Origin of the sequence: Streptomyces sp. NBC_00988, from assembly GCF_045162645.1 — a bacterium.
In the GTDB taxonomy this organism is placed as follows: domain Bacteria; phylum Actinomycetota; class Actinomycetes; order Streptomycetales; family Streptomycetaceae; genus Streptomyces.
In genome coordinates this window covers 1,790,937-1,817,936 of sequence record NZ_CP108730.1, presented here as the reverse complement: position 1 = coordinate 1,817,936, position 27,000 = coordinate 1,790,937, and the positions used below count along the sequence as shown (strand labels likewise).

General features: G+C 71.2%; 25 protein-coding genes. 10 read left to right on the top strand and 15 right to left on the bottom strand.

Features of this window, described 5'->3' with window-relative positions:
- The first annotated feature begins 224 nt into the window (after nt 1-224).
- Entirely contained in the window at nt 225-1,115 is an 891-nt protein-coding gene (locus tag OG496_RS08425) for a helix-turn-helix domain-containing protein (RefSeq protein ID WP_405970253.1), read from the top strand.
- Between the two features lie 32 nt (nt 1,116-1,147).
- Here the strand turns inward: OG496_RS08425 and OG496_RS08420 are convergent, their stop codons facing one another.
- A complete protein-coding gene (locus tag OG496_RS08420; RefSeq protein ID WP_366495244.1) occupies nt 1,148-1,963 on the bottom strand; it encodes an SAM-dependent methyltransferase in 816 nt (271 codons plus the stop codon).
- A 160-nt stretch (nt 1,964-2,123) separates the two neighbouring features.
- Nucleotides 2,124-3,311, bottom strand: coding sequence for an MFS transporter (locus OG496_RS08415; protein WP_399393098.1), 1,188 nt, complete (start codon nt 3,309-3,311; stop codon nt 2,124-2,126).
- Nucleotides 3,312-3,700: 389 nt separating this feature from the next.
- On the opposite strand from OG496_RS08415, the gene OG496_RS08410 reads away from it, so the two are divergent.
- Nucleotides 3,701-4,240: a hypothetical protein gene (locus tag OG496_RS08410; RefSeq protein WP_405970252.1), complete on the top strand. Its 540-nt coding sequence runs from the start codon at nt 3,701-3,703 to the stop codon at nt 4,238-4,240.
- Nucleotides 4,241-4,345: 105 nt separating this feature from the next.
- On the opposite strand, the gene OG496_RS08405 is transcribed toward OG496_RS08410, so the two are convergent.
- A complete protein-coding gene (locus tag OG496_RS08405; RefSeq protein WP_405970251.1) occupies nt 4,346-6,127 on the bottom strand; it encodes a protein kinase domain-containing protein in 1,782 nt (593 codons plus the stop codon).
- A gap of 297 nt (nt 6,128-6,424) precedes the next feature.
- Between OG496_RS08405 and OG496_RS08400 the strand changes: the two genes are divergently transcribed.
- Nucleotides 6,425-7,576: an acyl-CoA dehydrogenase family protein gene (locus OG496_RS08400; protein ID WP_405970250.1), complete on the top strand. Its 1,152-nt coding sequence runs from the start codon at nt 6,425-6,427 to the stop codon at nt 7,574-7,576.
- Here the strand turns inward: OG496_RS08400 and OG496_RS08395 are convergent.
- The 6 genes from OG496_RS08395 to OG496_RS08370 form a co-directional block, all read right to left on the bottom strand.
- A complete protein-coding gene (locus OG496_RS08395) occupies nt 7,570-8,100 on the bottom strand; it encodes a PaaI family thioesterase (RefSeq protein ID WP_405970249.1) in 531 nt (176 codons plus the stop codon). The genes OG496_RS08400 and OG496_RS08395 overlap by 7 nt on opposite strands.
- A gap of 16 nt (nt 8,101-8,116) precedes the next feature.
- Nucleotides 8,117-9,091 (bottom strand): LLM class flavin-dependent oxidoreductase, encoded by a 975-nt coding sequence (locus tag OG496_RS08390; protein ID WP_405970248.1) that lies wholly within the window; start codon nt 9,089-9,091, stop codon nt 8,117-8,119.
- Nucleotides 9,088-11,505 carry a GNAT family N-acetyltransferase gene (locus OG496_RS08385; RefSeq protein WP_405970247.1) on the bottom strand — a complete coding sequence of 806 codons (2,418 nt, stop codon included), beginning with the start codon at nt 11,503-11,505 and terminating at the stop codon, nt 9,088-9,090. The genes OG496_RS08390 and OG496_RS08385 overlap by 4 nt, the downstream gene beginning before the upstream one ends.
- A 14-nt stretch (nt 11,506-11,519) precedes the next feature.
- Complete coding sequence (locus OG496_RS08380; protein ID WP_366495237.1) at nt 11,520-12,599, bottom strand: amidohydrolase family protein; 1,080 nt, start codon at nt 12,597-12,599, stop codon at nt 11,520-11,522.
- A gap of 85 nt (nt 12,600-12,684) precedes the next feature.
- The gene (locus tag OG496_RS08375; protein WP_405970246.1) at nt 12,685-13,650 is read right to left on the bottom strand and encodes an electron transfer flavoprotein subunit alpha/FixB family protein; all 966 of its coding nucleotides are present in this window, start codon (nt 13,648-13,650) and stop codon (nt 12,685-12,687) included.
- 39 nt (nt 13,651-13,689) lie between these two features.
- Nucleotides 13,690-14,451 carry an electron transfer flavoprotein subunit beta/FixA family protein gene (locus OG496_RS08370; protein WP_405970245.1) on the bottom strand — a complete coding sequence of 254 codons (762 nt, stop codon included), beginning with the start codon at nt 14,449-14,451 and terminating at the stop codon, nt 13,690-13,692.
- Nucleotides 14,452-14,614: 163 nt separating this feature from the next.
- Between OG496_RS08370 and OG496_RS08365 the strand changes: the two genes are divergently transcribed.
- From OG496_RS08365 to OG496_RS08335, 7 genes are read left to right on the top strand one after another with little or no spacing between them, the layout of a single operon-like run.
- A complete protein-coding gene (locus OG496_RS08365) occupies nt 14,615-15,937 on the top strand; it encodes a phenylacetate--CoA ligase family protein (protein ID WP_405970244.1) in 1,323 nt (440 codons plus the stop codon).
- On the top strand, nt 15,937-16,671 hold the full coding sequence (locus tag OG496_RS08360; RefSeq protein WP_405970243.1) for a hypothetical protein: 735 nt from the start codon (nt 15,937-15,939) through the stop codon (nt 16,669-16,671). The genes OG496_RS08365 and OG496_RS08360 overlap by 1 nt, the downstream gene beginning before the upstream one ends.
- Nucleotides 16,672-16,673: 2 nt before the next feature.
- On the top strand, nt 16,674-17,585 hold the full coding sequence (locus tag OG496_RS08355; RefSeq protein WP_405970242.1) for an SDR family oxidoreductase: 912 nt from the start codon (nt 16,674-16,676) through the stop codon (nt 17,583-17,585).
- Between the two features lie 4 nt (nt 17,586-17,589).
- On the top strand, nt 17,590-18,033 hold the full coding sequence (locus OG496_RS08350) for a Zn-ribbon domain-containing OB-fold protein (protein WP_399392660.1): 444 nt from the start codon (nt 17,590-17,592) through the stop codon (nt 18,031-18,033).
- Complete coding sequence (locus OG496_RS08345) at nt 18,030-19,178, top strand: thiolase family protein (protein ID WP_405970241.1); 1,149 nt, start codon at nt 18,030-18,032, stop codon at nt 19,176-19,178. Before OG496_RS08350 ends, OG496_RS08345 begins: the two co-directional genes overlap by 4 nt.
- A gap of 13 nt (nt 19,179-19,191) precedes the next feature.
- Nucleotides 19,192-20,412 carry an acyl-CoA dehydrogenase family protein gene (locus OG496_RS08340; RefSeq protein ID WP_405970240.1) on the top strand — a complete coding sequence of 407 codons (1,221 nt, stop codon included), beginning with the start codon at nt 19,192-19,194 and terminating at the stop codon, nt 20,410-20,412.
- Entirely contained in the window at nt 20,409-21,524 is a 1,116-nt protein-coding gene (locus OG496_RS08335) for an acyl-CoA dehydrogenase family protein (RefSeq protein WP_405970239.1), read from the top strand. The genes OG496_RS08340 and OG496_RS08335 overlap by 4 nt, the downstream gene beginning before the upstream one ends.
- A 67-nt stretch (nt 21,525-21,591) precedes the next feature.
- On the opposite strand, the gene OG496_RS08330 is transcribed toward OG496_RS08335, so the two are convergent.
- Genes OG496_RS08330 through OG496_RS08305 form a run of 6 tightly spaced genes read right to left on the bottom strand, consistent with a single transcriptional unit; the run spans nt 21,592 to nt 26,958 of the window.
- Nucleotides 21,592-22,749 (bottom strand): acyl-CoA dehydrogenase family protein, encoded by a 1,158-nt coding sequence (locus tag OG496_RS08330; protein WP_405970238.1) that lies wholly within the window; start codon nt 22,747-22,749, stop codon nt 21,592-21,594.
- Nucleotides 22,750-22,777: 28 nt separating this feature from the next.
- Nucleotides 22,778-23,302, bottom strand: coding sequence for a DoxX family protein (locus tag OG496_RS08325; protein ID WP_405970237.1), 525 nt, complete (start codon nt 23,300-23,302; stop codon nt 22,778-22,780).
- Entirely contained in the window at nt 23,299-24,210 is a 912-nt protein-coding gene (locus tag OG496_RS08320; protein WP_405970236.1) for an SDR family NAD(P)-dependent oxidoreductase, read from the bottom strand. The genes OG496_RS08325 and OG496_RS08320 overlap by 4 nt, the downstream gene beginning before the upstream one ends.
- A 3-nt stretch (nt 24,211-24,213) precedes the next feature.
- The gene (locus OG496_RS08315; protein WP_366495224.1) at nt 24,214-25,380 is read right to left on the bottom strand and encodes a CoA transferase; all 1,167 of its coding nucleotides are present in this window, start codon (nt 25,378-25,380) and stop codon (nt 24,214-24,216) included.
- Nucleotides 25,381-25,421: 41 nt separating this feature from the next.
- Nucleotides 25,422-26,201, bottom strand: a complete 780-nt coding sequence (locus tag OG496_RS08310; RefSeq protein ID WP_405970235.1) for an enoyl-CoA hydratase/isomerase family protein — start codon at nt 26,199-26,201, stop codon at nt 25,422-25,424.
- A 1-nt stretch (nt 26,202) separates the two neighbouring features.
- Nucleotides 26,203-26,958, bottom strand: a complete 756-nt coding sequence (locus OG496_RS08305; protein WP_399392676.1) for an SDR family NAD(P)-dependent oxidoreductase — start codon at nt 26,956-26,958, stop codon at nt 26,203-26,205.
- Nucleotides 26,959-27,000 lie beyond the last annotated feature (42 nt).

Here is a 27,000-nt window from a genome sequence, read left to right as displayed (position 1 = left end):
GGCGGGCCAAGCCCGCGTCTGTCGCTGGGGCTGGCCGCGCGCGAAATCGTATAGGAAATATCTCGGTGTCGGCCTGGCCGTAAAGGTACAGATCATTCCGGCAAGTCGAAGATCGCGGGCCCGGCGGCCCTCTAGGATGGCTGGCTTCAGCGCTCGTGGGCGTGCACGTCGTAGACGTACAACTCGTGGGCGTGCAAGGGCAGTTCACCGCAGGGAGATCGTGCATGGGTTCCGATGAGGTCTTAACCACGCCGTTGGACGGGCTGTCGGCCGGCCCCGTGGTGCCGCGGCTGGTGCTGGGCGCTCGGTTGCGCGAACTGCGGGAGGACCGGGACATCGCCCGCGTGGTCGCCGGTGAGGCCATCCGCGCCTCCCGCTCCAAGATCAGCCGCCTGGAGGCCGGCCGTCACCGCTTCAAGCCACGCGACGTCGCCGACCTGCTCACGCTCTACGGCGTCACGGACGAGGCCGAGCGGGCCACCCTGCTGGCCCTCGCCGAGGAGGCCAACTCCCCTGCCTGGTGGCAGCACTTCAACGACGTGGTGCCCACGTGGGCGCGGGCCTACCTCGGGGCCGAACAGGCGGCGAGCCTCGTCCGCTGCTTCGAGGTCCAGCGCGTTCCCCACCTGCTGCAGACCCCCGACTACGCGCGCGCCTCCCTGCGGCTCACCCACGCGGGTGCCGGCGGTGCGGAACTCGACCGGCGGGTCAAGCTGCGGATGACACGGCAGCGGATTCTGAGCAAGCGGCCGGCGGCACAGCTCTGGGCGGTGATCGACGAGGCGGCGCTGCGACGCCCGGTGGGCGGAATCGGCACGATGCGGGCCCAGTTGAGGCATCTCATCGAGATCTGCCGGCTGCCGCAGGTCACCGTCCAGGTGATGCCGTTCCTCGCGGGCGGGCACGCGGGGGAGGCCGGGCCGGTGACCATCCTGCGGCTGCCCGGCGGCCGGCTGCCCGACATGGTCTACCTGGAGCAGCGGGTCACCGCCCTCTACCCCGACCGGCCGACCGAGATCGAGTGCTACTGGGACGTCATGAACCGGCTGGTGGTGGAGGCGGAATCGCCGGAGGAGACTCCGACGATCCTGCATCGCATTCTTCAGGAGACGTGATCCGTCAGAAGACTTGAACTGCCGGGCAGGGGCTAGCGCTTGAGGGCGACACCGCCGTACTGGTGCACCTCCGCCGGCAAGCCCCAGGCGCTCTCGTCGGGACGCCAGCGCGAGCAGGAGGCCACACCCGGTTCGAGCAGTTCAAGACCCTCGAAGAAGCCCGCGATCTGCTCGGGGCTGCGCAGGATGTACGGGATCGAACCGCCCTCGTTGTACTGGCGGATGGCGTCGACGTAGGCCTCGCTGGTGTCGGTGCTGTCGTAGTGCACGAGGTAGCTGCCGGAGGGCAGGGCGTCCACCAGGCGCCGGACGATCGCGCGCGCCTCGTCGTAGTCCTCGATGTGGCCCAGGATGCCCATCAGCATGAGGGCGACGGGCTTGTCGAAGTCGAGCGTCTTGCCGGCCTCGCGCACGATGGTGGCCGGGTCGCGGAGGTCGGCGTCGACGTAGTTGGTGACGCCTTCCGGGGAGCTGGTGAGCAGCGCGCGGGCGTGGGCCAGCACCAGCGGGTCGTTGTCGACGTAGACGATGCGGCACTCGGGGACCACCCGCTGGGCTATCTCGTGGGTGTTGTCCACGCTGGGCAGCCCGGTGCCGATGTCCAGGAACTGCCGTATGCCCTCCTCGGCGGCCAGGTGACGGACGGCGCGGGCGAGGAAGTACCGGGCGGCACGGGCGCCGGTCTCTATGCCGGGGAAGATCTCGCGGAACGCGTCACCGGCGACGCGGTCCACCTCGTAGTTGTCCTTGCCGCCCAGCCAGTAGTTCCAGATCCGGGCCGACTGCGGCACGGTGGTGTCGAACCTGGCGAGCGGATCCTGCTCGGAGTTGTCTGCCGCTTCGGTCATGGAAGCTCCTGTGCGTGCGCGGTGAGAACCACGGAACCGTCGAAGATCGGCCGTGGACACCCACGTTATTCCCCCGTGGCGCGACTCGTGTGCCTCGTCGGCCCCAACTGCCCGTAGCGGCACGCTCGTTGGCTTGTTCGCTGCGCCCGGTGACGCGGAATCAGCCCTCTGCGGCGTGCCGGGTGAGGAAACCGATGAGGGCAGCGACGGCTGCGAGTACGGCCACGCTGGTGAGGGCGGCGGGGAGGGAGTACCAGTCCGCCATGAAGCCGATGGCCGGCGGTCCCAGGAGCATGCCGCCGTAGCCGAGGGTGGAGGCGATGGCGACTCCGTCGGGGCCGGCCAGGGTGCCGGCGCGTTCGACGGCGACGGGGAAGAGGTTGGCGAGACCGAGCCCGGTGATCACGAAGCCGAGGACGGCGGCCCACAGGGTGGGCGCGAGCGCGCCGAGCAGCATGCCGAGGGCGGCGGTCGTGCCGCCGGACACGAGGGTGCGGGTGCGGCCGAGGCGTTCGAGCAGCCGGGTGCCGGTGAGTCGGCCGGCGGTCATGGCGAGCGCGAAGCAGGAGTAGCCGATGGCGGCGGCGCCGGCGGTGGCGTCGAGGTCCTGCTCCAGGTGCAGGGCGCTCCAGTCGGCCAGGGCGCCTTCGCCGAAGGCGGTGCAGAGGGCGATCAGGCCGAAGGTGAAGACGAGGCCGCGGGTGCGGGGGTTGAGGCGGCGGGGCGCGGTCTCCTGCTTCGGGGAGTCCTTGGGGGGATCCGCGGGTTCGGGGAGTGCCGGGGGCTTCAGGCGCAGCAGGTTGCGCCCTACGACGGCGGTGACGAGCAGGCCGATCACGGTCAGGCCGAACAGGTGCTGCGTCGGAGTGAGGAATCCGGCGACCAGTCCGCCGAGCCCGGCGCCGACCATGCCGCCGAGGCTGAACGCGGCGTGGAAGCTGGGCATGATGGGCCGCCGCATGGCCCTGACCAGGTCGACCGCCGCGCTGTTGAACGCGACGTTGATCCCTCCGTAGGCCGCGCCGAAGACCAGGAGGACGAGGCCGAGGGTGAGGGGTGAGTGGGTGAGCGGTGGCAGGGAGACGCTGAGGGACAGCAACACGGCGCAGGCGACGGTGACTTGGTGGTTGCCGTAGCGGTGGCAGAGGCGGCCGGTGAGCATCATCGTGATGACGGCGCCGGCGGAGACGCCGAGGAGCGCGAGTCCGAGGGTGCTGGCGGAGGCGCCGGTCTGTTCCTTGATGGCGGGGATGCGGACGACCCAGCCGGCGAAGATGAATCCGTCCAGGGCGAAGAACGCGGTGAGGGTGATCCGGAGGCGGGTCAGGTCGGTGGGGGCGCCCGGCACGGCGTTGTGCGTTCGGGGTTTGTTTATTTGCGGCACAAAATCAGGCTAGGTGGGTGGAGGGGGCGGGGCAAGGGCGGGGGTGTGAAGCCGTTGCGTTCGGCCCGGGCCTGCGGAGGCGTGGGCCGAAGTGAGTAGGTGGGCCCGCCGGGGACGGTGAACGTGAGGTCGGGGCGACGGTCGGAGCCGTCTGACCGGCATCTGCGTTGCCTATTGGGGCGCGACCGTACGAGCCTTTCATGGCTCGCTCTTCCGGAGTCGGGACGCACGGGCTGTCGGCAAGCACGCCGTCCTTCACGTCTCCTCGCGGAAGTGGTAGCTCCGGCCGGGCAGGGGGCAGAACGGGTCCATGCATGACGACAAGGACCCGACAAGTCCCTGGAGGTGGTGACTTGACCGTCATCGTCGGCCTGGTCCATCGCGGGCGCGTCCATCTCGGCGGAGACTCCGCAGGCAGCAGCGGGTCGCAGCTCACGATCCGCCGTGATCCGAAGGTCTTCACCAACGGCCCCTATGTACTCGGATTCACGACCTCGTTCCGTATGGGTCAGCTCCTGCACCACGCATTCGAGGCCCCGCACCCAGAAGGCGACCTCGACCGTTTCATGGCCACGCGCTTCATCAACGCGGTCCGGGCCTGCCTCAAGGACGGTGGATGGGCCCGCAAGGACTCCGAGCAGGAACAAGCAGGCGTCTTCCTGGTCGGCGTCCACGGCCGTCTCTTCGAGATTCATGACGACTATCAAGTCGGTGAGCCCGTTGACGGATATTCCGCTGTGGGCTCCGGGGACGACCTGGCTCTCGGCGCTCTGCACGCCACCGCCGAGCTCGGCCTCAAACCGCGCGAGCGCCTCACTGCCGCCCTGCGTGCCGCGGATCATCACAGTACGTATGTCTCCGCCCCGTACACCTACGTCAAGACACCCCGCTGAACGAGCCGGCGCGAGGGGCGGCGTTTCGTGCCGGAAGCGGGCGGACGGGCGTGGTCGCCGTGGTGGCTCGGGAGTGGGTGCCACCGCGCGGGTGGGGCACGTGCATCACTCCGTGCTGCGCAGGGCGAGCCAGGTCTCGTGGCCCACGATGCCGTCGGCGTCCAGCAGTTCGTCGCTCTGGAAGCTCCGCACCGCCGACTCGGTTCCGGCGCCGAAGTCGCCGTCCACGCCGGTGCTCCCGACGTCGTATCCGCGCTTCGTCAGCATGCACTGCACCTGCAGTACACGCTTGCCGGTGTCTCCCGGCCGCGTGCGTCCGTTGCCGCGGTAGTACGTGCAGTCCGTGATCCAGGCCGGGGTCGCGGGCTCGGTGGTGGGCGGACCGCTCGGGGACGAGGAGGGAGTCGGGTCGGCCGGGGCGCTGGTGCCGGCATCGGGAGCGGAGGGAGTGGCGTGCGCCGCCGGTGCGGCGGAGCCCGAGCCCTCGGGGTGCGAGGCCGCGCCGTCGGGGTTCGCGGCGCCGTCGACGCTCTTGCCGGAGGCGGTCCTGGCGTCCGAGGCCCCGGGCGTCGGTGAGAAGGCGGTGCCGCCGGGCAGGGTGCGGCCGGTCGTCGTGGCGGTCCCCGGGCCGGAAGCGGCGGGCGGGGCGTCGTGGCGACTGAGGGCGAAGCTCCCTGCGGCCACCGCGCAGACGGCGATGCCCGCGGCGACGGCCCGTACCGACTTCTTCCGTGCCCAGGTGCGGACGTGGCTCTCCTGGCGGCGTGCCGATGGTGTGCCGGAGGCGGCGTCGGCGGCCACCACCAGTGGTTCGGGAACGGGCGGACCAGGCCGGCCGCCCTGCCCGGCCGGTGTCGACGGCAGCGCCATCGGCGGTTCGTCCGGAGACGGTAACCGGGCCTGCGATGCGACGGGGAGGCGGTACAGCACCTCGTACGCCCGCTGCCGGGCCAGCAGTTGGCCGGCCAGCGGCTCGGGCCACACGGTCGTTTCGGTGCGCGTCCCGGCGGCGTTGACCAAGTCCTGCCCGGTGGGCCGCCGTTCGGGCTCCTTGGCCAGGCAGGCGGTCAGCAGCGAGCCGAGCGGCGCGTCCGCCGCCGAGATCTCGGCGATCAGCTCGGGGTCCGGCTCCTCGAACGCCACCCGGTGCATCACGTCGACCCCCGTACCGTCGCCGAACGGGGCATGCCCCACCGCCGCGTACACCAGTGTCCCGGCGAGTGAGAACACGTCCGACGCCGTGTCGGATCTGCCGGTCCTCAGGTGTTCCGGCGACATGTAGGCCGGAGTTCCGACCCGGACACCCGTGCCGGTGATCGTGCTGGCGTCCATGGCCTTCGAGATGCCGAAGTCGATCACGTGCGCGCCCCCGACGGACAACAGCACGTTGGACGGCTTCAGGTCCCGGTGCACGATCCCCGTGGTGGCGAGGTCGGCCAGCGCCTGCCCCAGCTCCGCCACCAGACGCCAGACCGCGGCCGTCTCCAGGGCACCGTGCTCCCGTACGGCGTGCGCCAGATCGAGCCCCGGGAGGTACTCGGTGGCCATCCACAGCAACTCGTCCTGGAAGCCCGTGCCGCACAGTCTCGGTGTGTGCGATGTGCTGACCCGTTCGTGCACCGATGCTTCACGCTCGAACCGGCGCCGGAAGCCGGGATCGTCCGCGTACTCCGGCCTGATCACCTTGACCGCGGCCAGACCGGGGCTGCCGTCCGCGGGACGTGCGAGGTAGACCCGCCCCATACCGCCGCTGCCGAGCAGGGCCAGCGGCGCGTAGGGACCGATGCGACCCGGGTCGCCGAGGCGCAGGGGTGCGGCACCGGTCTGCCGCAGTGCGGCGGCCTCGTTCGTCGCCAGGTCCGGTGGCAGCGGCCGCTGTTCTGACACGGATCCCCCGAAGTGATGTGCGCCGTACGTCAGTTCGGCCCCAAGAACTGTCGAGGCTATCCGAGCTGTGACGTCCGTTCAGGGTTTCCCGCACTTCCGTTCCTCCAGGGCTGTTCAGGATGTCGCGATCAAGCCCCCGGGAAGGGGACTGCTCCACCGGTGCCGTGACGTGGTCGCGGACGGCTCGGTCGGTGACGAGGTCCTCAAGCATGGGAGACGCATTCCTACCGGGCCGCCCTATCCGCTAACATAGAATAATTAGATAGATGAATAGCCTAGTGCTGTCGAGGAGTGGCCGTGGACTTCGGGCTGACCGACGAGCAGGACCTGTTGCGCGCGACGGCACGGCAGTTCGTCGCCGACGTGTGCCCGGCCGAGAAGGCCAAGCAGTGGGACGAGGAGGGCGTCGTGCCGCCCGAGTTGTTCCGCGGTATGGCCGATCTGGGGTGGTTCTCCCTCCCGTTCAGTGAGGAGGAGGGCGGCGACGGGGGCAGCCCGCTCGAACTCATCCTGATCGCCGAGGAGTTGGGGCGGTCCAGTTTCGACGTCGCCATGTGCTACATCGGCGTGCTCATCCCGGGGATCACGGTGTTCCGGTGGGGCGACGAGGCACAGCGCGACTTCATCCGTGAGCAGGTGATGACGGGGCGCCACCGCCTCGCCGTCGGCCTCAGCGAGCCGGACAGCGGGTCCGACGCCGCCGCCCTGCGCACCACCGCCGAGGACCACGGCGCCCACTTCCTCGTCCGCGGCCAGAAGGCGTGGTGCACCGGCGGCGGCCTGCCCGACACCACCATCGCGACCTACGTGCGGACCGGTCCCCGCGAGCCCAAGCACGGTGGCATCAGCCTCCTGCTCGTCGACCCCGCGACGGACGGCGTCGAGGTGCGCCGCACGCCGACGCTCGCCCGGCACATCCTCGGCACCAACGAGGTCTTCTTCAACGACGCTCTGGTCCCGAAGGAGAACCTCGTCGGCCCGCGCGACGAGGGCTGGAAGGTCATGCTCTCCAACATCGAACTGGAGAAGGTGATCATCACCGGCGGCTATCTGGGCGCCGCGCAGGCCACGCTGGACGAGATGCTGGAGTACTCCCGCACCCGGCACGCCTTCGGCCGTCCGGTCGGGAACTTCCAGGCCCTCGCCCATGCCATGGCCGACCTGCAGACCGAGATCGACTCCGCCCGGCTGCTCGCGTACCGCGCCGCCTGGCTGCTCGCCCAGGGCAGGCCGTGCACGCGGGAGGGCTCGATGGCCAAGCTGAAGGGGTCGGAGACGTATGTGGCGGCCGCCCGGCTCGGGATGCAGGTGTGTGCCGGGCACGGTTTCTCGACCGAGAGCGTGATGAGCTTCCGCTACCGGGAGTCGATCGTGGCCACGATCTCCGGGGGAACCAGCCAGATCCAGCGCAACGGGATCGCCCGGAGCATGGGGTTGCGGTCCTACTGACCCGCGCCTTCGCCCTTGGCCTCCTGCGCGGCCAGCCACGCCTCGTGCCGCGCGAAGTGGCCCTGGTCCCGGGTCACCCAGATCCCGGAGACCCGGGCCAGTACGGCGCGGGTCGGCAGCAGGACCATCTCGCCCGCGATGTACCAGCGCCGGCCCTCCCGCCGCTCGACCCGGGCCCGGACCTCCAGCGGCCGTTCCACCGGCACCGGCTTCACGAAGCTGACGCTCAACTCCGCCGTGACGCTCAACACCCGGTGCAGCAGCGGGAGATGACCGAGACAGTCGTCCAGTACGGCCGCCGTCCAACCGCCGTGCGCGACATTGGGCCCGCCCTCCTGGTCGCGCGGGCAGACGAGCTCGAAGACCGCGCTGCCGTCCTCGTCGAGCCGTTCGCCCTCGACCCCCAGACGGCAGGAACCGGCGACGCGGCACGCGCCGCACAGTGCCACGCCGCCGGGGGTGCGCGGCGGCTCGTGGAAGTCCGACCCCGCCCACACTCCGGTCTCACCGGTTCCCATCGACATGCTCGAACTCCTCGTGTCAGACATCGGCGAGCAGCGGCCGCAGCTTCCCCGCGATCAGCTGGACCTGGCGGGCGACCATCTCCTCGGGCATCCCGGCCAGCGACGCCCAGAGGAACACCCCTTCGACCGGCAACCCGGCGACGTACGCCTTGATGGCCTCGGCGACGTCCTGCGGGGTGCCGTAGAGGAACTGACCCACACCTGTCGCCCGCAGCCCCGTCTCCCGCCACTTCTCGGGGTCGATGGGGCGGGGAGCGGGCTGGTCGGTCCCCTCGACCATGTACCGGCGATAGCTGTCCCACTGGTACGCCAGGTGTTCGCGCACCACCGGCCAGTCGCCGTCGGGGTCCTCGGTGACGAACGTGGTGAAGGACCCCTGCATCCGGGCCGTCGACACGTCGTGGCCGCTCTCGGCGAGCCCGTCCCGGTACGGCGTGAGCAGTGCCGGGTTGAGGGACAGCAGCCCGGTGCCCAGCCGTCCGGCCCGGCGTGCGCCCTGCGGGCCCTGGTAGCCGAGCCAGATCGGCAGCGGGTCCTGGACCGGGCCGGGGGTGACCAGGGACTCCGACCACAGGCCGCGGATCTCCCGTACCCGCTGGTCCGTCGTGGAGTAGCGCTTGGCGAGATCGGCGCCGTACAGCCGGTACTCGGGTACGCGGTAGCCCGTGCCGAGTCCGAGGTCCAGGCGGCCGTCGCTGATGATGTCGACGATCGCGGCCTGTTCGGCGAGCTCGGGGGCCGCGTGCAGGGGCGCGGGGATGACCGCGGTGCCCAGGCGGATGCGGCCGGTGCGGGCCGCTGCCGCGGCCGCCATGGTGAGTGGCTGCGGGAGGTATCCGTCCTCGAAGCCGTGGTGTTCGGAGAACCAGACCGAGTCGAGGCCGAGCCGGTCCGCCTCCTCGCACATCTCCAGGGCGAATCCGTAGACGCGTGACCAACTCCGCTGCCAGGGCGGGGGGTTGCGCATGTCGAAGTAGATGCCGACCTTCATGAAGGGTCACCTTTCCTTGTGTCGTCGCTGAGCTGGATCGTCGCGTGGGTGACGGCGACGCCGTCCCCGGGCGGCAGCAGCCGTACCGGTCGCAGGTCCATGGACTCGATCTCGGGCAGGTCCTCGACCATCGCGGAGATCCGCAGGACGGTCTCCTCAAGGGCCGTCAGGTCCACACCCGGGCCGCCCACACGGCCGTCCAGCAGCGGGGCTGCGCGCAGCGAGCGGATCATCTCGCGGGCGTCGCGGTCGCTGAGCGGGGTGATCCGGTGGGCGACGTCGGCCATGAGGTCGGCGTAGTCACCGGTGAGACCGAACGCGATCACCGGGCCGAAGACCGGGTCCGCGCGCACGGAGAGGAACGCGTCCGGGCCTGGCGCGTGCGTGTCCCGTACGGAGATGCCGTACGAGTCCAGCAACTCGGCGGCGGCCTGCGGCGGTACGGCTCCGGGAGCGCACCCGGCGATCAGCGAGCGGGCCCGGTCCGTGTCGACCCCCGCGAGGTCCGGTATGACTCCCGCGGGGGTGCTCCGCCACGCCTGGTACGCCGCCGCGTGGCCGAGCGAGGTCGCCGCGGACTCGGGGAACGCGTAGGTCGGTACGACGAGTTCGCCCCGGTGCAGGAGATCGGCGACGCCCGCCCCGCCCAGGAAACTCGCCACCACCGGCTTCTCCGGCGCGGCCTCGGCCGCGTCGAGGATCGCCGCCGCCACCTCGTCGGGCTTGTCAGCCAGCGGCGGCATGAAGAGGACCACGGCGGCGTCGATGGAGTCGTCGGCCAGTACCGCGTCCAGCGCCTGCCGGTAGTGCGCGGCGGTGGCTGTGGGCGTGAGGTCGATCGGGTTGGTGACGTCCGCGCGGGGCGAGAGAGCCGTACGGAGGGAGTGCCGTACGCGCTCACCGAGTACGGGCACCCGCAGTCCGCTCGCCTCGCACGCCCCCACGGTCAGCGCGGCGGGCCCGCCCGCGTTGGTGATCACGGCGACCCGGTTGCCCGGCGGGGGCGGCTGGTGCGCCAGCAGGAGCGCTACGTCGAAGAGTTCCTGGAGGCTGCGGGTACGGATGACGCCGGACTGAGCGAAGAGCGAGTCGACCGCCGCGTCCGCGTGCCCCGGGTGCACCGCGACGATCGGCTTGCGCGGCGCCACCCGGCGCGCGACGCGGGCGAAGCGGCGCGGATTGCCGAAGGTCTCGACGTGCAGCAGGACCACCGAGGTCTCGGGGTCCTCCTCCCACCACTGGAGCAGGTCGTTGGTGGAGACGTCCACGGCGTGGCCCACCGACACGAACCCGGAGAAGCCGAGCCGCAGCCGCCGGGCGAAGTCGAGCACCGCGAGCCCGAGGGGCCCGGACTGGCTGGACATCGCGACCCGGCCCGGCATCGGCAGCGCGGGGGAGAAGGTCGCGGCCAGCCGGGCCGCGGGCGTCGTGTTGACCACGCCCATGCAGTTCGGGCCCACCAGCCGCATCCCGGAGGCACGGGCGAAGCGCGCCAGCTCCAGCTCGGTCGCCCGGCCTTCGACTCCCGTCTCCCCGAAGCCAGTTGAGACAACGACCACGGCCTTGACGCCGGCCTCCGCGCACTCCCGTACGACATCGGGGACCGCCTCGGCCCGCACGGCGACCAGGGCCAGGTCCGGGACCTCGGGAAGCTCCCGGACGTTCGGATACGACCGTGCCCCCGCGACCTGCTCGGCCCGCGGATTGACCGGGAACACGGAGCCCCGGAAACCGCCCCGCAGCAGGTTGGCGACGATCTCGTGGCCGATCGTCAAGGGGCTGCGGTTCGCGCCGATCACCGCGACCGAGCGGGGTTCGAGCAGCGGGCGCAGGGAACGTCGTACGGCCGTGTGCTCGCGACGCTCGGCGCGGGCCACGGCCTGGGCCTGCGGGTCGACGGCGATCTCGAAGTGGACGATCTGACCGGGCGGCCCGGACTCCACCCGGAAGCCCGAGCCGAGGAACACGTTGATCATGCGGGTGTTGTCGGCGAGGACGTCGGCCTCCAGGACCCGGATGCCCCGGGCGCGCGCGGCGGCGGCGATGTGCTCCAGGAGCAGCCTGCCGAACCCCTCGCTCTGGTGGTCGTCGCGGATGGTGAAGGTGACCTCGGCGTGTTCCGGTTCCTCGGGATCGCGGACGTAGCGCACCAGACCGGCGATCTCGTCGCCGGCGAGGGCGACCAGCGCCAGTTCGTTGAGGTAGTCCACGTGGGCGCCGCGCCGGATGACGTCGTCGCGGGCGCGGACCACGGGGCCCAGCGAACGGTAGGCCAGGGTCGCCCGGGACAGCCCGCCGACGAACGCGACCAGGCGGTCGGCGTCCTCCGGCCGGACGGGCCGGACGAACGTCGACCGGCCGGTGCGCACGAGGCCCGGTCGTTCCAGATCCTCGGGATACGGCGGACTGCTCATCGGGGTGTCGCCGCTCAGACGGCCGCCTCCTGGGGAGTCTGCTCGGGCAGGCTGAACAGCTCGTCGAAGGTGCCGCGGGTGACCCGCTCGCGGATGTCCGCGGACACGCCGTCGAACAGCTCGTGCAGGGTGGACTGGGTGTGGCCGTACGTGCCTTCGAGGTGGGGGTAGTCGTCGCCCCACATCACGTTGCGGTAGCCGGTCGACTCGACGATCTCCACCGAGCTCTTGTCGTGCTGGAACGACGCGTACACCTGCTGCCTGATGATCTCGCTGGGCAGCCGGCTGAGCTTCGGCCGGACGAACATGCCGTGCTGACGGTAGGCCTCGTCCATCCGGTCGCCGATGGCCGGCACCCAGCCCGCGCCGCCCTCCGCGATCAGGATCTTCAGGTCGGGGTGACGGTCCAGGGCACCGCCCGCGACCATGTGGGACACGACGCGCATGCCCGGATACGTCGTCTCCATGTAGTTGACGACCGCGCCGCCGGGCCCGCGGAAGACGACGTTCTCGCCGCCCGTGCCGATGTGGAAGCCCAGGGTCAGTCCGGCCCGCTCGGCCGCCGTCCACAGCGGCTCCCAGCGGTCGAGTGCGTACTCCTCGCCGGGCCGTGTCTGGCACGGCAGGAACACCGACTGGAAGCCCATCTCCGCCACCCGCTCGACCTCGGCGACCGCGTCCTCGACGTCGGCGGTCGACACGCAGGCGGGAGTGATGATGCGCTTCTGCTTCCCGAGGACCTCGGAGTGCGCCCAGTCGTTCCAGGCCCGTACGGTCTCCCGGGCCAGCTCCCGGTCGGTGATCGACACCAGCCAGAACCCCATGGAGGGGAAGGCCAGTTGACCCCACACGCCCTCCTGGTCGAGGTCCTTCAGCCGGACCTGGAGGTCCCGGGCGCCCGGTGGCCGCATGGCGTCCATGAAGTCGTTGAGCTGGCGGTCGATGCGCTCGCCGTCGATGTACAGCACCTCGTACTTGTCGCCGCGCTCACTGCGCGGCGCCCGGTCGGCGAGGCGCGGCGGCAGCGCCTGGACCCACAGGTCGTCGGGCTCCATCACATGGGAGTCCCCCGAGTTGACCCAGATCTTCGTCATGACGCTCCTTCGGGTCAATAGATGCAATCAGTTAGCGATTTTAATCGTATCGGCGGGCGGACGGAAGGCCAGGAGGGGGTGGAGATCAGCTCCGCCGCCGCTCGATCTCCTCCACCAGCCGCGGGAGCACCTGGAAGAGATCTCCTACGACGCCGTAGTCGGCGAGGTCGAAGATCGGGGCGTCCGCGTCCTTGTTGACGGCGACGATGGTCCTGGAGGTCTGCATGCCCGCGCGGTGCTGGATCGCTCCGGAGATTCCGGCGGCGAGGTAGAGCTGCGGGGAGACCTGGGTGCCGGTCTGGCCGACCTGGTGGCTGTGCGGATACCAGCCGGCGTCGACGGCGGCCCGGGACGCCCCGACGGCCGCGCCCAGGGCGTCGGCGACGCGCTCGATGACGGCGAAGTTCTCGGCGCCGTTCACCCCGCGACCGCCGGAGACGACGATGTCGGCCTCGGTCAGCTCGGGGCGGTCGCCGCGCTCCCGGGGCGTGCGGGACAGGACCTGCACGGCGGCGGAGGCCGGGCCGAAGACGACGTCCCATTTCTCCAACTCGGGTGTGACGGGGGCCGGTTCGGGCGCGGTGGCGTTCGGCTTCACCGTGATCACCGGTATGCCCCGCGTGATGTGCGCCGTGACCTGGTAGGTCGCCGCGAACGCGGACTGCTCGGTGACCGGGCGGCCGTCCTCGCCCGCCGTGATGTCGACCGCGTCCGTGATCAACCCCGACTCCAGGCGGAGCGCGACCCGGGCGGCGGTCTCCTTGCCGTCGGGGCCGGACGGCAGCAGGATCGCCGCCGGGGTGGTCCGGTCGGCGATCTGGGTGAGGGCGTCGACAGCCGGAGTGACGAGGAGTTCCCCGACCTCGGGTGCGTCCACGACGTACACCTTGTGCGCGCCGTACCGGCCGAGGGTCTCGGCCGCGACGTCCGCGCCCGGGCCGAGGAAGACGGCTGACGGTTCGCCCAACCGGCGTGCCAGGGTGAGCAGTTCGAGGGTCGGCTTGCGGACGGTGCCGTCCAGGTGATCGACGAGTACGAGGATCTCGGCCACGGTGATGGGCTCCTTGGGTCGGTCGGACGGACGTGCCGGTCAGACGAACTTCCTGGCGGTGAGGAACGCGGCCAGACCGGCGCCGCCCGCGCCGTCGTCGGCGACGATCTCTCCCTTGGTGCGCGGTGGACGCCTGGTCGCGGTGTCGACGGCGGTTCGCGCACCGGTCCGGCCGACCCGCTCGGCGTCGATCCCGAGATCGGCGAGGCCGAGAGTCTCCAGCGGCTTCTTCTTCGCGGCCATGATCCCCTTGAAGGAGGGGTAACGAGCGTCACCGGAACGGTCGGTCACCGAGACCACGGCCGGCAGCGCGCTCCGGACCCGCACGGTTGCGGAATCGCTCTCGCGGCGGCCGGTCAACGCCCCGTCCTCGACGGTCAGTTCCTCGATGTGGGTGACGGCCGGGACGCCGAGCCGCTCCGCGAGCAGCGCGGGTACGACTCCGGCGCCGCCGTCCGTCGAGGCCATCCCGCACAGCACGAGATCGAAGCCGTGCCGTGCGATCGCCCCGGCCAGCGCGAGCGAGGTGGCGAAGACGTCACTGCCCTCGATCTCCTCGTCGGCCACGTGCACCGCCGAGTCGCCGCCCATGGCGAGAGCCTTGCGCAGGGCGTCCTTCGCGTCGTCCGGACCGACGGTGAGGTAGCAGATCTCCACGTCCGGGCCCGACTCCGCGATCCGCAGGGCCTGTTCGACGGCGTACTCGTCGAGTTCGGACAGCAGGGAGTCGACCGCCGCGCGGTCGGTGGTGCCGTCCTCGGTGAAGGCGCGGTCCGCCGTGGCGTCAGGCACGTGTTTCACGCAGACAACGATCTTCACATCGCCCTCCCGGGGGTCTAATGAGTGCTAATAGTTAACTATATAGATCGAGCAAGTGCGAGACTTCCCTGAGATTCAGTCGAATTAGTTGACTGATTGCGCTGATAGCTGGAAGATCTGGGCAGCTGAGCCGCGAGGAGGCGCCATGGTCGGAGACAGGGTCACCGAGGACAGGTACTTCGAGCCACAGGTGGAGACCATGTCCCGCGACCGGTTGCGGGCGCGGCAGGAAGAGCGGGTGCTGGAACTCGTCGAGTACGCCTACGGCAACTCGGCCTTCTACCGGGCGCTCTGGGACGAGCACGGGGTGCACCCGCGCGACGTCCGCTCCCTGGACGACTTCCGGGCACGTATCCCGTTCATCACCAAGGACATGGTGCGCGCCCACCGGGCCCGCACCGGCGACCCCTTCGGCGGGCTGCTCTGCGTCCCGACCGAGGAGCTGACCTCCGTCTCCTCCAGTTCGGGCACCACCGGCGACCCGGAGTTCTTCGCCGAGATCTGGGAGGGCGCGCCGCCCCTGGTCACCGCGCAGGTGCGTGACCTGTGGGAACTCGGCCTCAGGCCCGGGGACCGGGTGCTGAGCCCGCCCGGCACCTTCCGCAACCTGATGGACGCCGGCTTCCAGGCGCTGGGCGCGGTGGTCATCGAGGTGGACACCTGGATGGGGAACATGCCCGAGGTCGTCGAGGCCCTGCGCACCTACCGCCCCGCCTACCTGCAGATGATGTATCCGCAGATGGTGGAGCTGGAGCACCTGGCCGGCACGACGGATCTCAAGGAGGCGTTCTCCTCCCTCAAGGGCGCCTCCTGCGCCGGACAGCCCCTCAGCCGGAAGATGCGCGAGCGGATCCGCGAGGACTGGGGCATCGACGTCTACGAGTACACCAGCGCCGCCGACACCGGCACCGCCTGGGAGTGCCGCGAGCACTACGGCTTCCACCTCTGGGAGGACACCGTCTTCGCGGAGTGCGTCGAGGTCGACGAGCACGGCTGGCGCGACGCGGCGGAGGGCGACCTCGGCGAACTCGTCGCCACCGACCTCGACAACCGGGCCGCGCCGCTGATCCGTTACCGCAGCGAGGACCTCGTCCGGCTGTCCCGGGACCGCTGCGGCTGCGGGCGCACCCACGCCCGGATGTGGGTGGCCGGCCGGCGCGGCGACGAGACCCTGGTCCAGGGGCGATCCGTGGTCCTGCGCGACATCTGGCAGGCGGTCGAGGACCAGCCCGAGACCGTGGCGGGCGTCTTCCAGATCGTCCGGAACGGCCGCGAGGTCGACGAACTGCGGCTGCGCGTCGGCTACGACCCCCGTCTCACCGACGACGTCGACGCCCTGGCCGGACGCCTGGGCGAGGCCGTGCGCGAGCGGACCGGCGTCAAGCCGGTGCTCGACATGCGCACCGAGGAGGACCTGTTGAAGACCATGACCAGCGTCGCCAAGTTCCCCCGGGTGGTGAAGAGCTGATGACCCGCGCCGACACCCTGGCCCGGGCCCGCACGCTCGACCGGCCCGAACTCGCCTACCTCGTACGCTTCCCCACCGCCGACGGCATCCGGGACGTGGAACTGACCTGGGCGGAACTCGCCCGCGACACCGACTGGGCCACCGCCCGCCTCCGGGACCACGGACTGACCGCCGGACAGCGGGCGTTGCTGACCACCTCCGGCTTCGAGGGCTTCTGGGGTCACGCGGTGATCGGCGCCCTGCGCACCCTGAAGGTGACCTACGGCATCGCCGAGGCGATGGGCTGGGACCACCGCAGGACCGCGGTCTTCCACCGCGAACTCGACCCGCACGCGGTCATCGGCCTGTCGGCCGAGACCCTGGAGGGGCTGGCCGGCGCGGCCGACGTCGGTGAGATGTTCCGGACGACGCCGGTCGTGCTGGCCCGGCCCGCCGCCGTACCGCGGCTGCGCGGAGTGGGCGTGTCCGCCGCCCTGATCGCGACCGTGGGACCGGCCCTAGCGCTGGAGTGCCCCGAGCGCGGTGGCGCGCACGTCAACGCCGCCGAGTGGCGGGTCGGCGCGCGGGACGGACAGCTGTCCGTGGCGGCGGGGGAGGGGCGCACCTCGCTGCTTCCCGAAACCCCGCTCGGCATCGCCGGGCGCGTGATCACCGGCCGCTGCGCCTGCGGCAGCGAGGACCCGCGGGTCCTCTTCGCCGAGACCATCAACCAGTCACCGTCATCGAGGAGTTGAGGATGTCCGAAGGAGTGGTCGACGGCCGGGTCGTGGTCGTCACCGGCGCAGGCAACGGGATCGGCAGGGCACACGCCCTGGCGTTCGCCGCACACGGCGCGAAGGTCGTCGTCAACGACCTGGGCGGTGCGCGCGACGGCGGGGGAGCCTCGGCCGGGCCAGCCCAGACCGTGGTCGACGAGATCGTCGCGGCCGGCGGCGAGGCGGCGGCCAGCACGGACGACATCTCCGCCTGGGACGGCGCAGGCCGACTCGTCCGACAGGCCGTCGACACCTACGGCGGCCTGGACGTGCTGGTCAACAACGCGGGCATCCTGCGGGACCGGATGATCGTGTCGATGACCGAGCGGGACTGGGACAGTGTGATCGCCGTCCACCTCAAGGGCAGCTTCGCCACGCTCCACCACGCCGCCGTGTACTGGCGCGAGCGTGCCAAGTCCGGTCACGACAACGACGCCCGGGTCATCAACACGACCTCCCCGTCCGGCATCTTCGGCAACCCCGGCCAGTCGAACTACGGCTCGGCCAAGGCCGGCATCGCGAGCCTCACCGTCATCGCCGCGGCCGAACTCGCCCGCTACGGCGTGACGGTGAACGCCATCGCGCCCACCGCGCTCACCCGGCTGACCGAGGACATCGAGATGATGAAGCAGGCCGCCGAGGCCCAGGACCTCACCCCCGAAGCCATCTCCCCGCTCGTCGTGTGGCTCGGCTCGGCCGCCTCACGCGAGGTCACCGGCCGGGTCTTCGGCGTCGTCGGCAACCGCGTCACGGTCCTCGAAGGCTGGGTCAACGGCCCCGGCGCGAGCGCGGAGTCGCGCTGGACGCCTGAAGAACTGACCTCGGTCGTCCCGAACCTGGTGGCCAAGGCGGCTCCGAACGCCGACGCCATGGGCAACCGGAACGGGGCGTGAAGACATGACGACCACTCAAATACCGGTTGCCGAAGGCCTGTTCACCTGGCCGCCCGACGAGAGCACGCCCCTGCGGCTCATCGGCTCCGAGTGCACGGCCTGCGGACTGGTGAGCTTCCCCGCCGCCGCGGACTGCGTCCGGTGCGCGAGCACGGAGTCCAAGGAACGGCTCCTGGCGGACCGCGGGACGCTCTGGACGTACACCACCCAGGACTTCCGTCCGCCGTCCCCGCCGTACGACGGCCCCGAGGCCTTCGAGCCGTACGCGGTCGGCTACATCGAGCTCCCCGGTGAACTGCTGGTCGAGGCCCGCCTCACCGAACCCGACCCGGACAAGCTGCGGATCGGGCAGGACATGCGGCTGACGCTCGTGCCGTACCGCGTGCAGGACGACGGCACCGAGGTCATGACGTTCGCGTTCGCCCCGGCCGAGGAGGAGGCATCATGACCGAGGCCGTCATCATCGGGGTGGGACTCCATCCCTTCGGCCGGTTCCCCGGAAAGCCCGCACTGGACATGGGCGCGGACGCGGTACGGCTCGCGCTCGCCGACGCGGGCGTCAACTGGCCGCAGATCCAGGGCGGTTACATCGGCAGCTACGAGGTCGCCAACCCGGACGCCATCGTCGCCCGGCTCGGCCTGACCGGCGTACCGCTGCGTGGGGTGTTCAACGGCTGTGCCACGGCCGGTACTTCGGTGGCTCTGGCCGCCCGCGCGATCGAGACCGGCGAGCACGACCTGACCATCGCGATCGGCCTGGACAAGCACCCGCGCGGGGCGTTCGCCGCCGACCCGTCCGTGGCCGGCGTCCCCTCCTGGTACGGACAGACCGGCCTCTTCCTCACCACGCACTTCTTCGGCATGAAGATCAACCGCTATATGCACGACCACGACATCTCGCACGAGACGCTCGCGCGCGTCGCGTCCAAGAACTTCGGCAACGCGGCCCGGAACGAGAAGGCCTGGCGCCGAACTCCCCTGTCCGTGGCGGAGATCCTCGCCTCCCCGGTCCTCAACCACCCCCTCCGCCAGTACATGTACTGCGGCCCGGACGAAGGAGCGGCGGCCCTCGTGCTGTGCCGGGCCGACCAGGCCCACAAGTACACCGGGAAGCCCGTACGGATCCGATCCACCGCCCTGCGCAGCCGCCGGCTCGGCGCCTTCGAGGTGCAGAGCCCGTCGTTCCCGGTCGGGGAGATCGTCGCGAGCCCGACCGTGGACGCCTCGCGGGAGGCCTACGAACGCGCGGGCATCGGCCCCGAGGACGTCGACGTCGCCCAACTCCAGGACACCGACGCCGGATCGGAGGTCATCCACATGGCCGAGAACGGCCTCTGCAAGGACGGCGAGCAGGAACGCCTCATCGCCGAGGGCGCCACCGAGATCGACGGCAGGCTCCCGGTCAACACCGACGGCGGCCTGCTCGGCAACGGCGAACCGATCGGTGCGTCCGGACTGCGCCAGATCCACGAGATCGTCCTCCAACTGCGCGGCACGGCGGGAGACCGACAGATCTCCGGCACACCGCACGTCGGCTACACCCACCTGTACGGCGCGCCGGGCGTGTCGGCGGTCACCATCCTGAGCACCTGAGGGCAGAGCGGACATGGCAGACGACATGCAGGACTTCGCGGCCGAGGCACGCGCCTTCCTCGACGCCCACGCGGCCAAGGCCCCCGACCGCACTGCCCCCACCTGGGGCGAGGGCGACGACTCGATGGCCTACTTCAGCAGCCTCCCGCCCGAGGAGGAACGGGAGCACGTGCAGCGGGCGCGCGACTGGCAGCGCGTCCGCCACGAGAACGGCTTCGGCTGGATCACCGGCCCGACGGAGTACGGCGGCCGGGGCCTGACCCCCGTCCACGACCTGCTCTACGACGCCGTCGAGTCCGAGTACGACGTCGCCGACACCGGCGTGCTCAGCGTGATCGGCCTCGGCATGATCGGACCGACGATCCTCGCCCACGCCCAACCGACCGTCAAGGAACGGTGGTTGACCGCGATGTACCGCGGGGACGCCATCGCCTGCCAGCTGTTCAGCGAACCCGGCGCGGGCTCCGACCTGGCGAGCCTGGCCACTCGGGCGGTCCGGGAAGGCGACGCGTGGGTGCTGAACGGCCAGAAGGTGTGGACCTCGGTCGCCCAGCACAGCCAGATCGGCCTCGCCCTCACCCGCACGAACCCGGAGGCCCCCAAACACCGGGGGATCACGGCCTTCCTGGTCCCGATGGACGCCCCCGGCGTCGAGGTCAGGCCGCTGCGGCAGATGACCGGCGGCGCGGACTTCAACGAGGTCTTCCTCACCGACGTCCGCATCCCCGACGACCACCGGCTCGGCGAGGTCGACGGCGGCTGGACGGTCGCCCTGACCACCCTGATGAACGAGCGCGCGACCGTCGGCAGCGAGGGCGCGGGACCGGTGGCCGCCGCGCTGTCCCCGGACCACCTCTCGGCCCTGATGCGCGCCACCTGGACCTGGGACGACCGTGCCCTGCGCGCCCGGCTCGCGGAACTCCTCGTGGACGCCCTCGCCACCCGGCACCTCAACACCCGCGCCCTGCGCACCCTGCGCGCCGGCGGCACACCGGGCCCCGAGATGTCCGTCTCGAAGCTGATGTACGGCCAGAACCTCACGCGCGCCGCGCACTTCGTGTCCGACGTGCTCGGACCCCGGATCATCGCCGACACCGGGCAGTGGGGCACCTACGCCTGGTCCGAACTCCTCCTCGCCACCCCGGCGTTGCGCATCCTCGGCGGCACCGAGGAGATCATGAAGAACATCCTCGCGGAACGCGTCCTCGGACTGCCCAAGGAGGTGCGGTCATGACCGCTGACGAGACCGGACTGCGCGAACTGCGGCTCTCCGTACGGGAGTTCCTGGAAGCCAAGTCACCCGAGGAAGCCGTCCGCAAGCTCATGGAGAGCGAGCCGCGCTTCGACCCGGCGGTGTGGGCACAGGCCGCCGAACAACTGCGGCTGCCCGGCCTGGTGATCCCGGAGGAGTACGGCGGTGACGGCTTCGGCCTGGTCGAACTCGGCGTGGTACTGGAGGAGATGGGCCGCGCCCTGCTGTGCGCCCCCTTCTTCGCGACGGTCGTACTCGCGGCCCAGTCCCTGCTCGCCTCCGGTGACCGGGAGGCCTGCGCACGTCACCTCCCTGACATAGCGGCCGGCGGGACGACGGCCGCGCTCGCGGTGGCCGAGGACAGCGGATCCTGGGACCCCGCGCTGATCTCCGCGCGCGCTGTGCCGGACGGGGACGGCGCCTGGAAGCTGACCGGCCGCAAGTCCTTCGTCATCGACGGTACGACCGCCGATCTGCTCCTCGTCGTCGCCCGCACCGTCGCCGGTCCCTCGCTCTTCGCCGTGGACCGCGACGCCTCGGGACTGGCCGCCGAACCCATGGAGACCCTGGACGCGACCCGGGCGATGGCCCGGCTGACCTTCGACGCGGTGCCCGCGACACTCGTCGGCGCGGACGGGGCGGCCGGGCGCACCATGGCCAAGGTCCTGGACGTCGCGTCGGTCGCCCTCGCCGCCGAGCAGTCGGGCGGAGCCCGCAGGTGCCTGGAGATGAGCGCCGAACACGCCCGTACCCGGCACCAGTTCGGCCGGCCGATCGGTTCCTTCCAGGCGGTCAAGCACAAGTGCGCGGACATGCTCGTCCAGGTCGAACTGGCCGAGGCCGCCTCCCGGGAGGCGGCGCGACTGGCCGACGAGGGCTCCGCGGAGTTCCCCGTCGCCGCGGCCGTGGCGCACGCCTGCTGCTCACGGGCGTACATGTTCGCGGCCATGGAGAACATCCAGGTCCACGGCGGCATCGGCTTCACCTGGGAGCACCCGGCGCATCTGTACTTCCGGCGCGCCAAGTCCTCGCAGCTGCTGTTCGGCGGGCCCGCCGTGTACCACGAGCGGCTGCTGGACCGGCTCGGGATCTGAGGAGACCACGAAGACGAGGAAGGCCCCGGGGCGGTGACCCCGGGGCCCTCCTCGTCTTCGGTGCCGGTCAGCCCCGGGCCGCCTCGCCCAGCAGTGCTTTCGCGATGATGACCTGCTGGATCTGGCTCGTGCCCTCGTAGATGCGGAACAGGCGGGCGTCACGGTAGAAGCGCTCGACGGCGACCCCGCGCATATAGCCCGCGCCGCCGTGCACTTGGACCGCGCGGTCCGCGACCCGCCACACCATCTCGCTGGCGAAGTACTTCGTGCAGGACGGGCCGATCTTGGTGTCCGTACCGGCGTCGAACGCGCGGGCGGCCTCCAGGACCGTGGCGCGGCCGGCGTAGTAGTCGGTCATGGAGTCGGCGATCAGGCCCTGCACGAGCTGGAAGGAGCCGATGAGCTTCCCGGACTGGCGACGGGTGCTGGCGTACTCCACGGACTCGTCGACGAGCCGCTCGGCCATGCCCACGCACAGGGACGAGATGTGCACCCGGCCGTGCGCGATGCAGCCCATCGCCGTGCCGAAGCCGCGGTTCAGCCCGGCCTCGCCGCCGACGAGGGCGGTCGCCGGTACGCGGACGTCGTCGAAGTACACGTCCGCCGTCCACGCGCCGAACTGGCCCATCTTGTGGTCTTTAGGGGCCACGGTGAGGCCTGGCGTACCGGCCGGGACCAGGAAGGTGGAGATGCCGCGAGTGCGCGGGGCGTCCGGGTCGGTGCGGGCGAAGACCATGAAGACGTCGGCGAGCGGGGCGTTGGTGATGTACCGCTTGGCACCGTTGATCACCCAGTCGTCGCCGTCCAGGTGTGCCCTGGTGGTCAGGGTCGAAGGGTCGGAACCCGCTTCCGCCTCGGTGAGCGCGAACGACGCCAGGACGTCGCCCGAGGCGATCCTCGGCAGCCACTCCGCCTTCTGCTCCTCGGTGCCGCCGACCATCAGGACGTGCCCGGCGATGCCGTTGTTGGTCCCGAACATCGAGCGCAGGGACGGGGTGGTGTACCCCAGCTCGAACATCAACTGGGCCTCCTCGTACATCGACAGCCCGAGCCCGCCGTACTCCTCGGGCAGCGCGAAGCCGAACAGGCCCATCTTCTTGGCCGCCTCGCGGATCTCTGCGGGCATCTCGTCCTTCTCGTCGATCTCCGCCTCAAGCGGTACGACGCGCTCGCGCACGAAGCGCCGGACCTCGGACAGCACCGCGCTGAAGTCAGCCGCGTCCATGTCGACTCCCTTGTTGCCCCAATTGGCCTTAGTCAGCTGTTTCTGTCTCGTCCGGCTTCCGCTCCGGGCGGTAGCACACGGCCAGCAGCGCGGCGGCGCTCGCCGCACCGACCCCCACGGCCAGCAACGCGGGCCCCACGCCCGCGCGTTGGCGGCGCAGCACTCCGTCCAGCGAGTACCTGCCGGGGCCCAGCGCGGCCAGGGCGACGGCCGCGCCGCCCACGACACCGACGTACTCCCAGCCGCCCTTGAAGACGAAGAAACCCTTGCCCCGATGGTCGGTTCGGGCCGCCACGGTCATCAGACCGACGGCTGCCGCCGCAGGGAGGGGGTTGGCCGCGCCGAGCGTGATCCCCACGCCGGCGGCCATCTCCGTCCCGGCGGCCATCCGGGCGTGCACCTCGGCAGGCCGTAGTCCGAGCGCCTCGAACCAGCCCGCCGTGCCCTTGAGTCCGCCCGGCCCGGCGACCTTGTTCCAGCCGTGCGCGAAGAGCATCGGGCCGAGTGTCGCGCGCAGGACGAGCGCGGCGACGTCGTGGCCCCGTGCCCTCACTGGCCGACTCCGGTCGCCCGTCCCGCAGGGGCGACACCGTACAACTGCGGTACGGCGTCCACGAGTTCGTCGTAGGTGAGCGCCTGTCCCGACGCGCTGGGGTGGACGCCGGCGACGGTCCAGCCCTGGAGCCGGTTCAGCCGGTTGCCCTCGATGCGCAGGACCTGGCCGGTGAGCCAGGCCGCGCTGTCGGAGGCCAGGTAGACGACGACGCCCGAGGCGTTGGCGGGGTCGCGCGGGTCGAAGCCGTCCACGGCGCGCAGCGATTCGCCGACGGACAGGCCGTCCGTCATCCGTGTGGCCGCGATCGGCGAGATGGCGTTGGCGGTGACACCGTACTTGCGCATCTCCAGGGCCGTGAGGACGGTGAGCCCGGCTATCCCGGCCTTTGCCGCACCGTAGTTGGACTGCCCCTGGTTGCCGAACAGGCCGGTCCCGGACGTGGTGTTGATGACGCGGCCGGTGACGCGCTCACCCCGTTTCGACGCCTCGCGCCAGTACGCGCACGCGTGCCGGGTGAGTGCGAAAGTGCCCTTGAGATGGACCGCGATCACGGCGTCGAACTCGGCCTCGGTCATCGAGAACAGCATGCGGTCGCGCACGATCCCCGCGTTGTTCACGACGATGTCCAGGCGCCCGAACTCCGCGACCGTGTCCGCGACCATGGTCTCGGTCGCCGCCCAGTCCGTCACCGACGCGTGGTTGGCGACCGCCTGCCCGCCGAGCTTGGTGATCTCGGCGACCACCTCGTCGGCGGGGGAGTCACCGGTGCTCTCGCCGTGCACGCCGGAGCCGAGGTCGTTCACCACCACGGTCGCGCCGGCCTCGGCCAGCGCCAGGCAGTGTGCCCGGCCAAGACCGCGGCCACCGCCGGTCACGACGGCGACCTTGTCGTCGAGGATGCCCACCTGCTACCTCCCGGTTGTGTCGAGTTCGCGGAGTACGTCGTCGGTGTGCTCGCCGAGCGTCGGCGCACCGCTGCGTGGCTTGTCGTCAACACCCCAGAAACTGACGGGTGTTGCCACGGTCCGCAGTGGCGGTGCCTCGCCCATGCCGGGCTGTTCGACGAACGCGCCGATCGCTTCTGCCTGCGGATCGGCCGACACCTCGGCCAGGGTCTGCACCGGCGCCCACCACACGCCCTCGGCGTCGAACCGCCGCGCCCACTCGTCGAGTGGCCGGCTCGCGAACTCCTCGTCGAACACGGCGATCAACTCGCGTACGTGCGCTCGCCGTTGCTTGCCCGTCGCGAACCGCTCGTCCGTCTCCAGATCCGCGCGGCCGAGCGCCTTGACGACGCCGGGCCAGTGCCGGTTGCCCTCCAGACCGACCAGCCAGAACCAGCGGTCGTCCGCGGCCCGGTAGGAGTTGTAGAGCGGCGACTCGTGCTCGGTGCGGTGCCGGGTACGGCCGCGCCTGCCGAAGAAGTTCTGCAGGGCGAGGTCGTTCCCGTTGGCGTAGGTGCCGGACCGCAGCAGCGACACGTCCACCACGCCGCCCTCGCCGGTGTGTTGGCGCCGCAGCAGTGCGGCGAGCACGCCCGCCACCAGGTTGGCAGCGGCCGTACGGTCACCAAGTCCCGGCCGAATTCCTGGCGGTGGCTCGCCGGCGGGGTTCAGCATGGCGGCGATGCCGGGCCGCGCCCAGAAGGCGGAGACGTCGTACCCGGCACGGTCGCGCTCCGCGCCCGTCCAGCCGTAGCCCGTCAACGTGCCGACGACCAGGCGGGGATGGCGGGCGCGCAGCTCGTCCGGGGCCAGACCCAGCCGTTCCAGCGCACCGGGGCGGAGGTTGGTGACGAAGACGTCGGCACGCTCCAACAGCCGTTCCAGTACGCCCTTTCCGTCCTCCGAGCGCAGGTCGAGGACGATGCCGCGCTTGCCGCGGTTGTCGGTCTCGAACGGGGGCGCGCTGTCGATGTCCTGGCCGACGTGCCGGAGCGTGTAGCGGTTGGGGTCGCCGGTCGGCGCCTCCACCTTCACCACGTCCGCGCCCCAGTCCGCCAGCATGGTGGCCGCGGCCGGAGCCGCCACCCACATGCCCAGCTCGACGACCGAAATGCCCTCCAGTGGCCGCACGGCCCACCTCCCTGCTTGTTGGTGTCTCGTCGGTCCGCCCGCTACTTGCCCTGGAAGTCGCCGGGACGGCGCTCCCGGAAAGCCTTGAGTCCCTCGACCCGGTCCTCCGTGGAGAACAGCACCGAGACGGTCTCCCGCTCGTACGAGATCGCCGCCTCCAGGTCCATCCCGAGGCCGTAGTCGATCAGCCGCTTGCCCGCCGCGAGGGCCAGCGGGGCCCCGGCCGTCAGCGCGGCGGCGAGTGCCTCGGCGACGCCCAACACCCCGCCGGGCTCGGCGAGTTCGTTGACCAGTCCGAGCGCGTGGGCCCGCTCCGCGTCGATCGGTTCGCCGGTGAGGATCATCTGCTTGGCGATCGCGGGCGGGATCAGACGCGGCAGGCGTTGCGTGCCGCCCGCGCCCGGCAGTACGCCGAGCTTCATCTCGGGGAGGCCGAGCCGCGCGCCCCGCTCCGCGACCCGCAGGTCACAGGCGAGCGCGAGTTCGAGACCGCCGCCGAAGGCGAACCCGTGGACGGCCGCGACCGAGGGCTTGGGGAAGTCCTCCAACAGCGCGTAGGCGTCGGTCAGTCGCTGGACGAAGGAGTGGAACTGCCGGGGTGCCGTGAACGACTCGATCTCCCCGATGTCGGCCCCGGCCGAGAAGGCCCGGCCCGCCCCGGTCACGACCAGGGCGCGCACGTCGTCGTTGTCGCGTAGTTCGTCCAGCGCCCGGGTTAGCCGTTCCACGGTCCCGGAGCCGATCGCGTTGAGCTGCCCCGGCCGGTCGAGGGTCAACACGGCGATTCTGTCCCGGAGTTCGACACGCAGCACGGTGTCCACCTCAGACCATCGTGAGTCCGCCGCTGACCGAGAGCGTCTGCCCGGTCATGTAGGCGGCGTCGTCGGACGCGAGGAAGGCCACCACACCGGCGATGTCGGCGGGCTGGGCGACGCGGCGCAGCGGGATCGCCCGCACGGTCGCGTCGTACATCTTCTGGCTGTACTCGGCGACCTGCCCGAGCAGCGCGGTGTCGGTGGGCCCCGGGCAGACGCTGTTCACGGTGATGCCGTGCCGGGCCACCTCGCGGGCCAGGGCCTTGCCGAAGGCGATGACACCGCCCTTCGTCGCGGAGTACACGACCTCGCCCGACGAGCCGACCCGGCCTGCGTCCGAGGCGATGTGGACGATCCGGCCGCCGCCGCGCTCGATCATCGGGTCGAGGACGGCCCGGGTCATCGTGATCGTCCCGCGCAGATTGACGGCGATGATCCGGTCCCAGGTCTCCTCGGGGCTGTCGACGAACCGGCCGATGACGTCGACGGCCGCGTTGTTCACCAGCACGTCCACCGGGCCGAGTTCGGCGGCCACCCGTTCCACGGCCGTGCGTACGGCCGCGCTGTCGGAGATGTCCGCGCCGACTCCCGTGGCCCGCACGCCGTACCGCTCCGCGAGCAGGCCCGCGACCTTGCCGGCCGCCTCCGCGTCCAGGTCGCAGACGGCGACCGAGGCTCCCTGGGCGGCGAGCCGGCCGGCGATCGCCTCGCCGATGCCACGGCCCGCTCCGGTGACGAGCGCCACCTTGTCCCGTACGCTCACGCGCCCTCCCTCGCCCGACTGCCGATACAGCGCTATCGTATA

Coding starts and splice junctions, on each gene's coding strand:
- OG496_RS08425 (WP_405970253.1), top strand. CDS start 225: ATGGGTTCCGATGAGGTCTTAACCACGCCGTTGGACGGGCTGTCGGCC.
- OG496_RS08420 (WP_366495244.1), bottom strand. CDS start 1,963: ATGACCGAAGCGGCAGACAACTCCGAGCAGGATCCGCTCGCCAGGTTC.
- OG496_RS08395 (WP_405970249.1), bottom strand. CDS start 8,100: ATGTCGATGGGAACCGGTGAGACCGGAGTGTGGGCGGGGTCGGACTTC.
- OG496_RS08390 (WP_405970248.1), bottom strand. CDS start 9,091: ATGAAGGTCGGCATCTACTTCGACATGCGCAACCCCCCGCCCTGGCAG.
- OG496_RS08385 (WP_405970247.1), bottom strand. CDS start 11,505: ATGAGCAGTCCGCCGTATCCCGAGGATCTGGAACGACCGGGCCTCGTG.
- OG496_RS08380 (WP_366495237.1), bottom strand. CDS start 12,599: ATGACGAAGATCTGGGTCAACTCGGGGGACTCCCATGTGATGGAGCCC.
- OG496_RS08365 (WP_405970244.1), top strand. CDS start 14,615: ATGGTCGGAGACAGGGTCACCGAGGACAGGTACTTCGAGCCACAGGTG.
- OG496_RS08360 (WP_405970243.1), top strand. CDS start 15,937: ATGACCCGCGCCGACACCCTGGCCCGGGCCCGCACGCTCGACCGGCCC.
- OG496_RS08355 (WP_405970242.1), top strand. CDS start 16,674: ATGTCCGAAGGAGTGGTCGACGGCCGGGTCGTGGTCGTCACCGGCGCA.
- OG496_RS08350 (WP_399392660.1), top strand. CDS start 17,590: ATGACGACCACTCAAATACCGGTTGCCGAAGGCCTGTTCACCTGGCCG.
- OG496_RS08345 (WP_405970241.1), top strand. CDS start 18,030: ATGACCGAGGCCGTCATCATCGGGGTGGGACTCCATCCCTTCGGCCGG.
- OG496_RS08340 (WP_405970240.1), top strand. CDS start 19,192: ATGGCAGACGACATGCAGGACTTCGCGGCCGAGGCACGCGCCTTCCTC.
- OG496_RS08335 (WP_405970239.1), top strand. CDS start 20,409: ATGACCGCTGACGAGACCGGACTGCGCGAACTGCGGCTCTCCGTACGG.
- OG496_RS08330 (WP_405970238.1), bottom strand. CDS start 22,749: ATGGACGCGGCTGACTTCAGCGCGGTGCTGTCCGAGGTCCGGCGCTTC.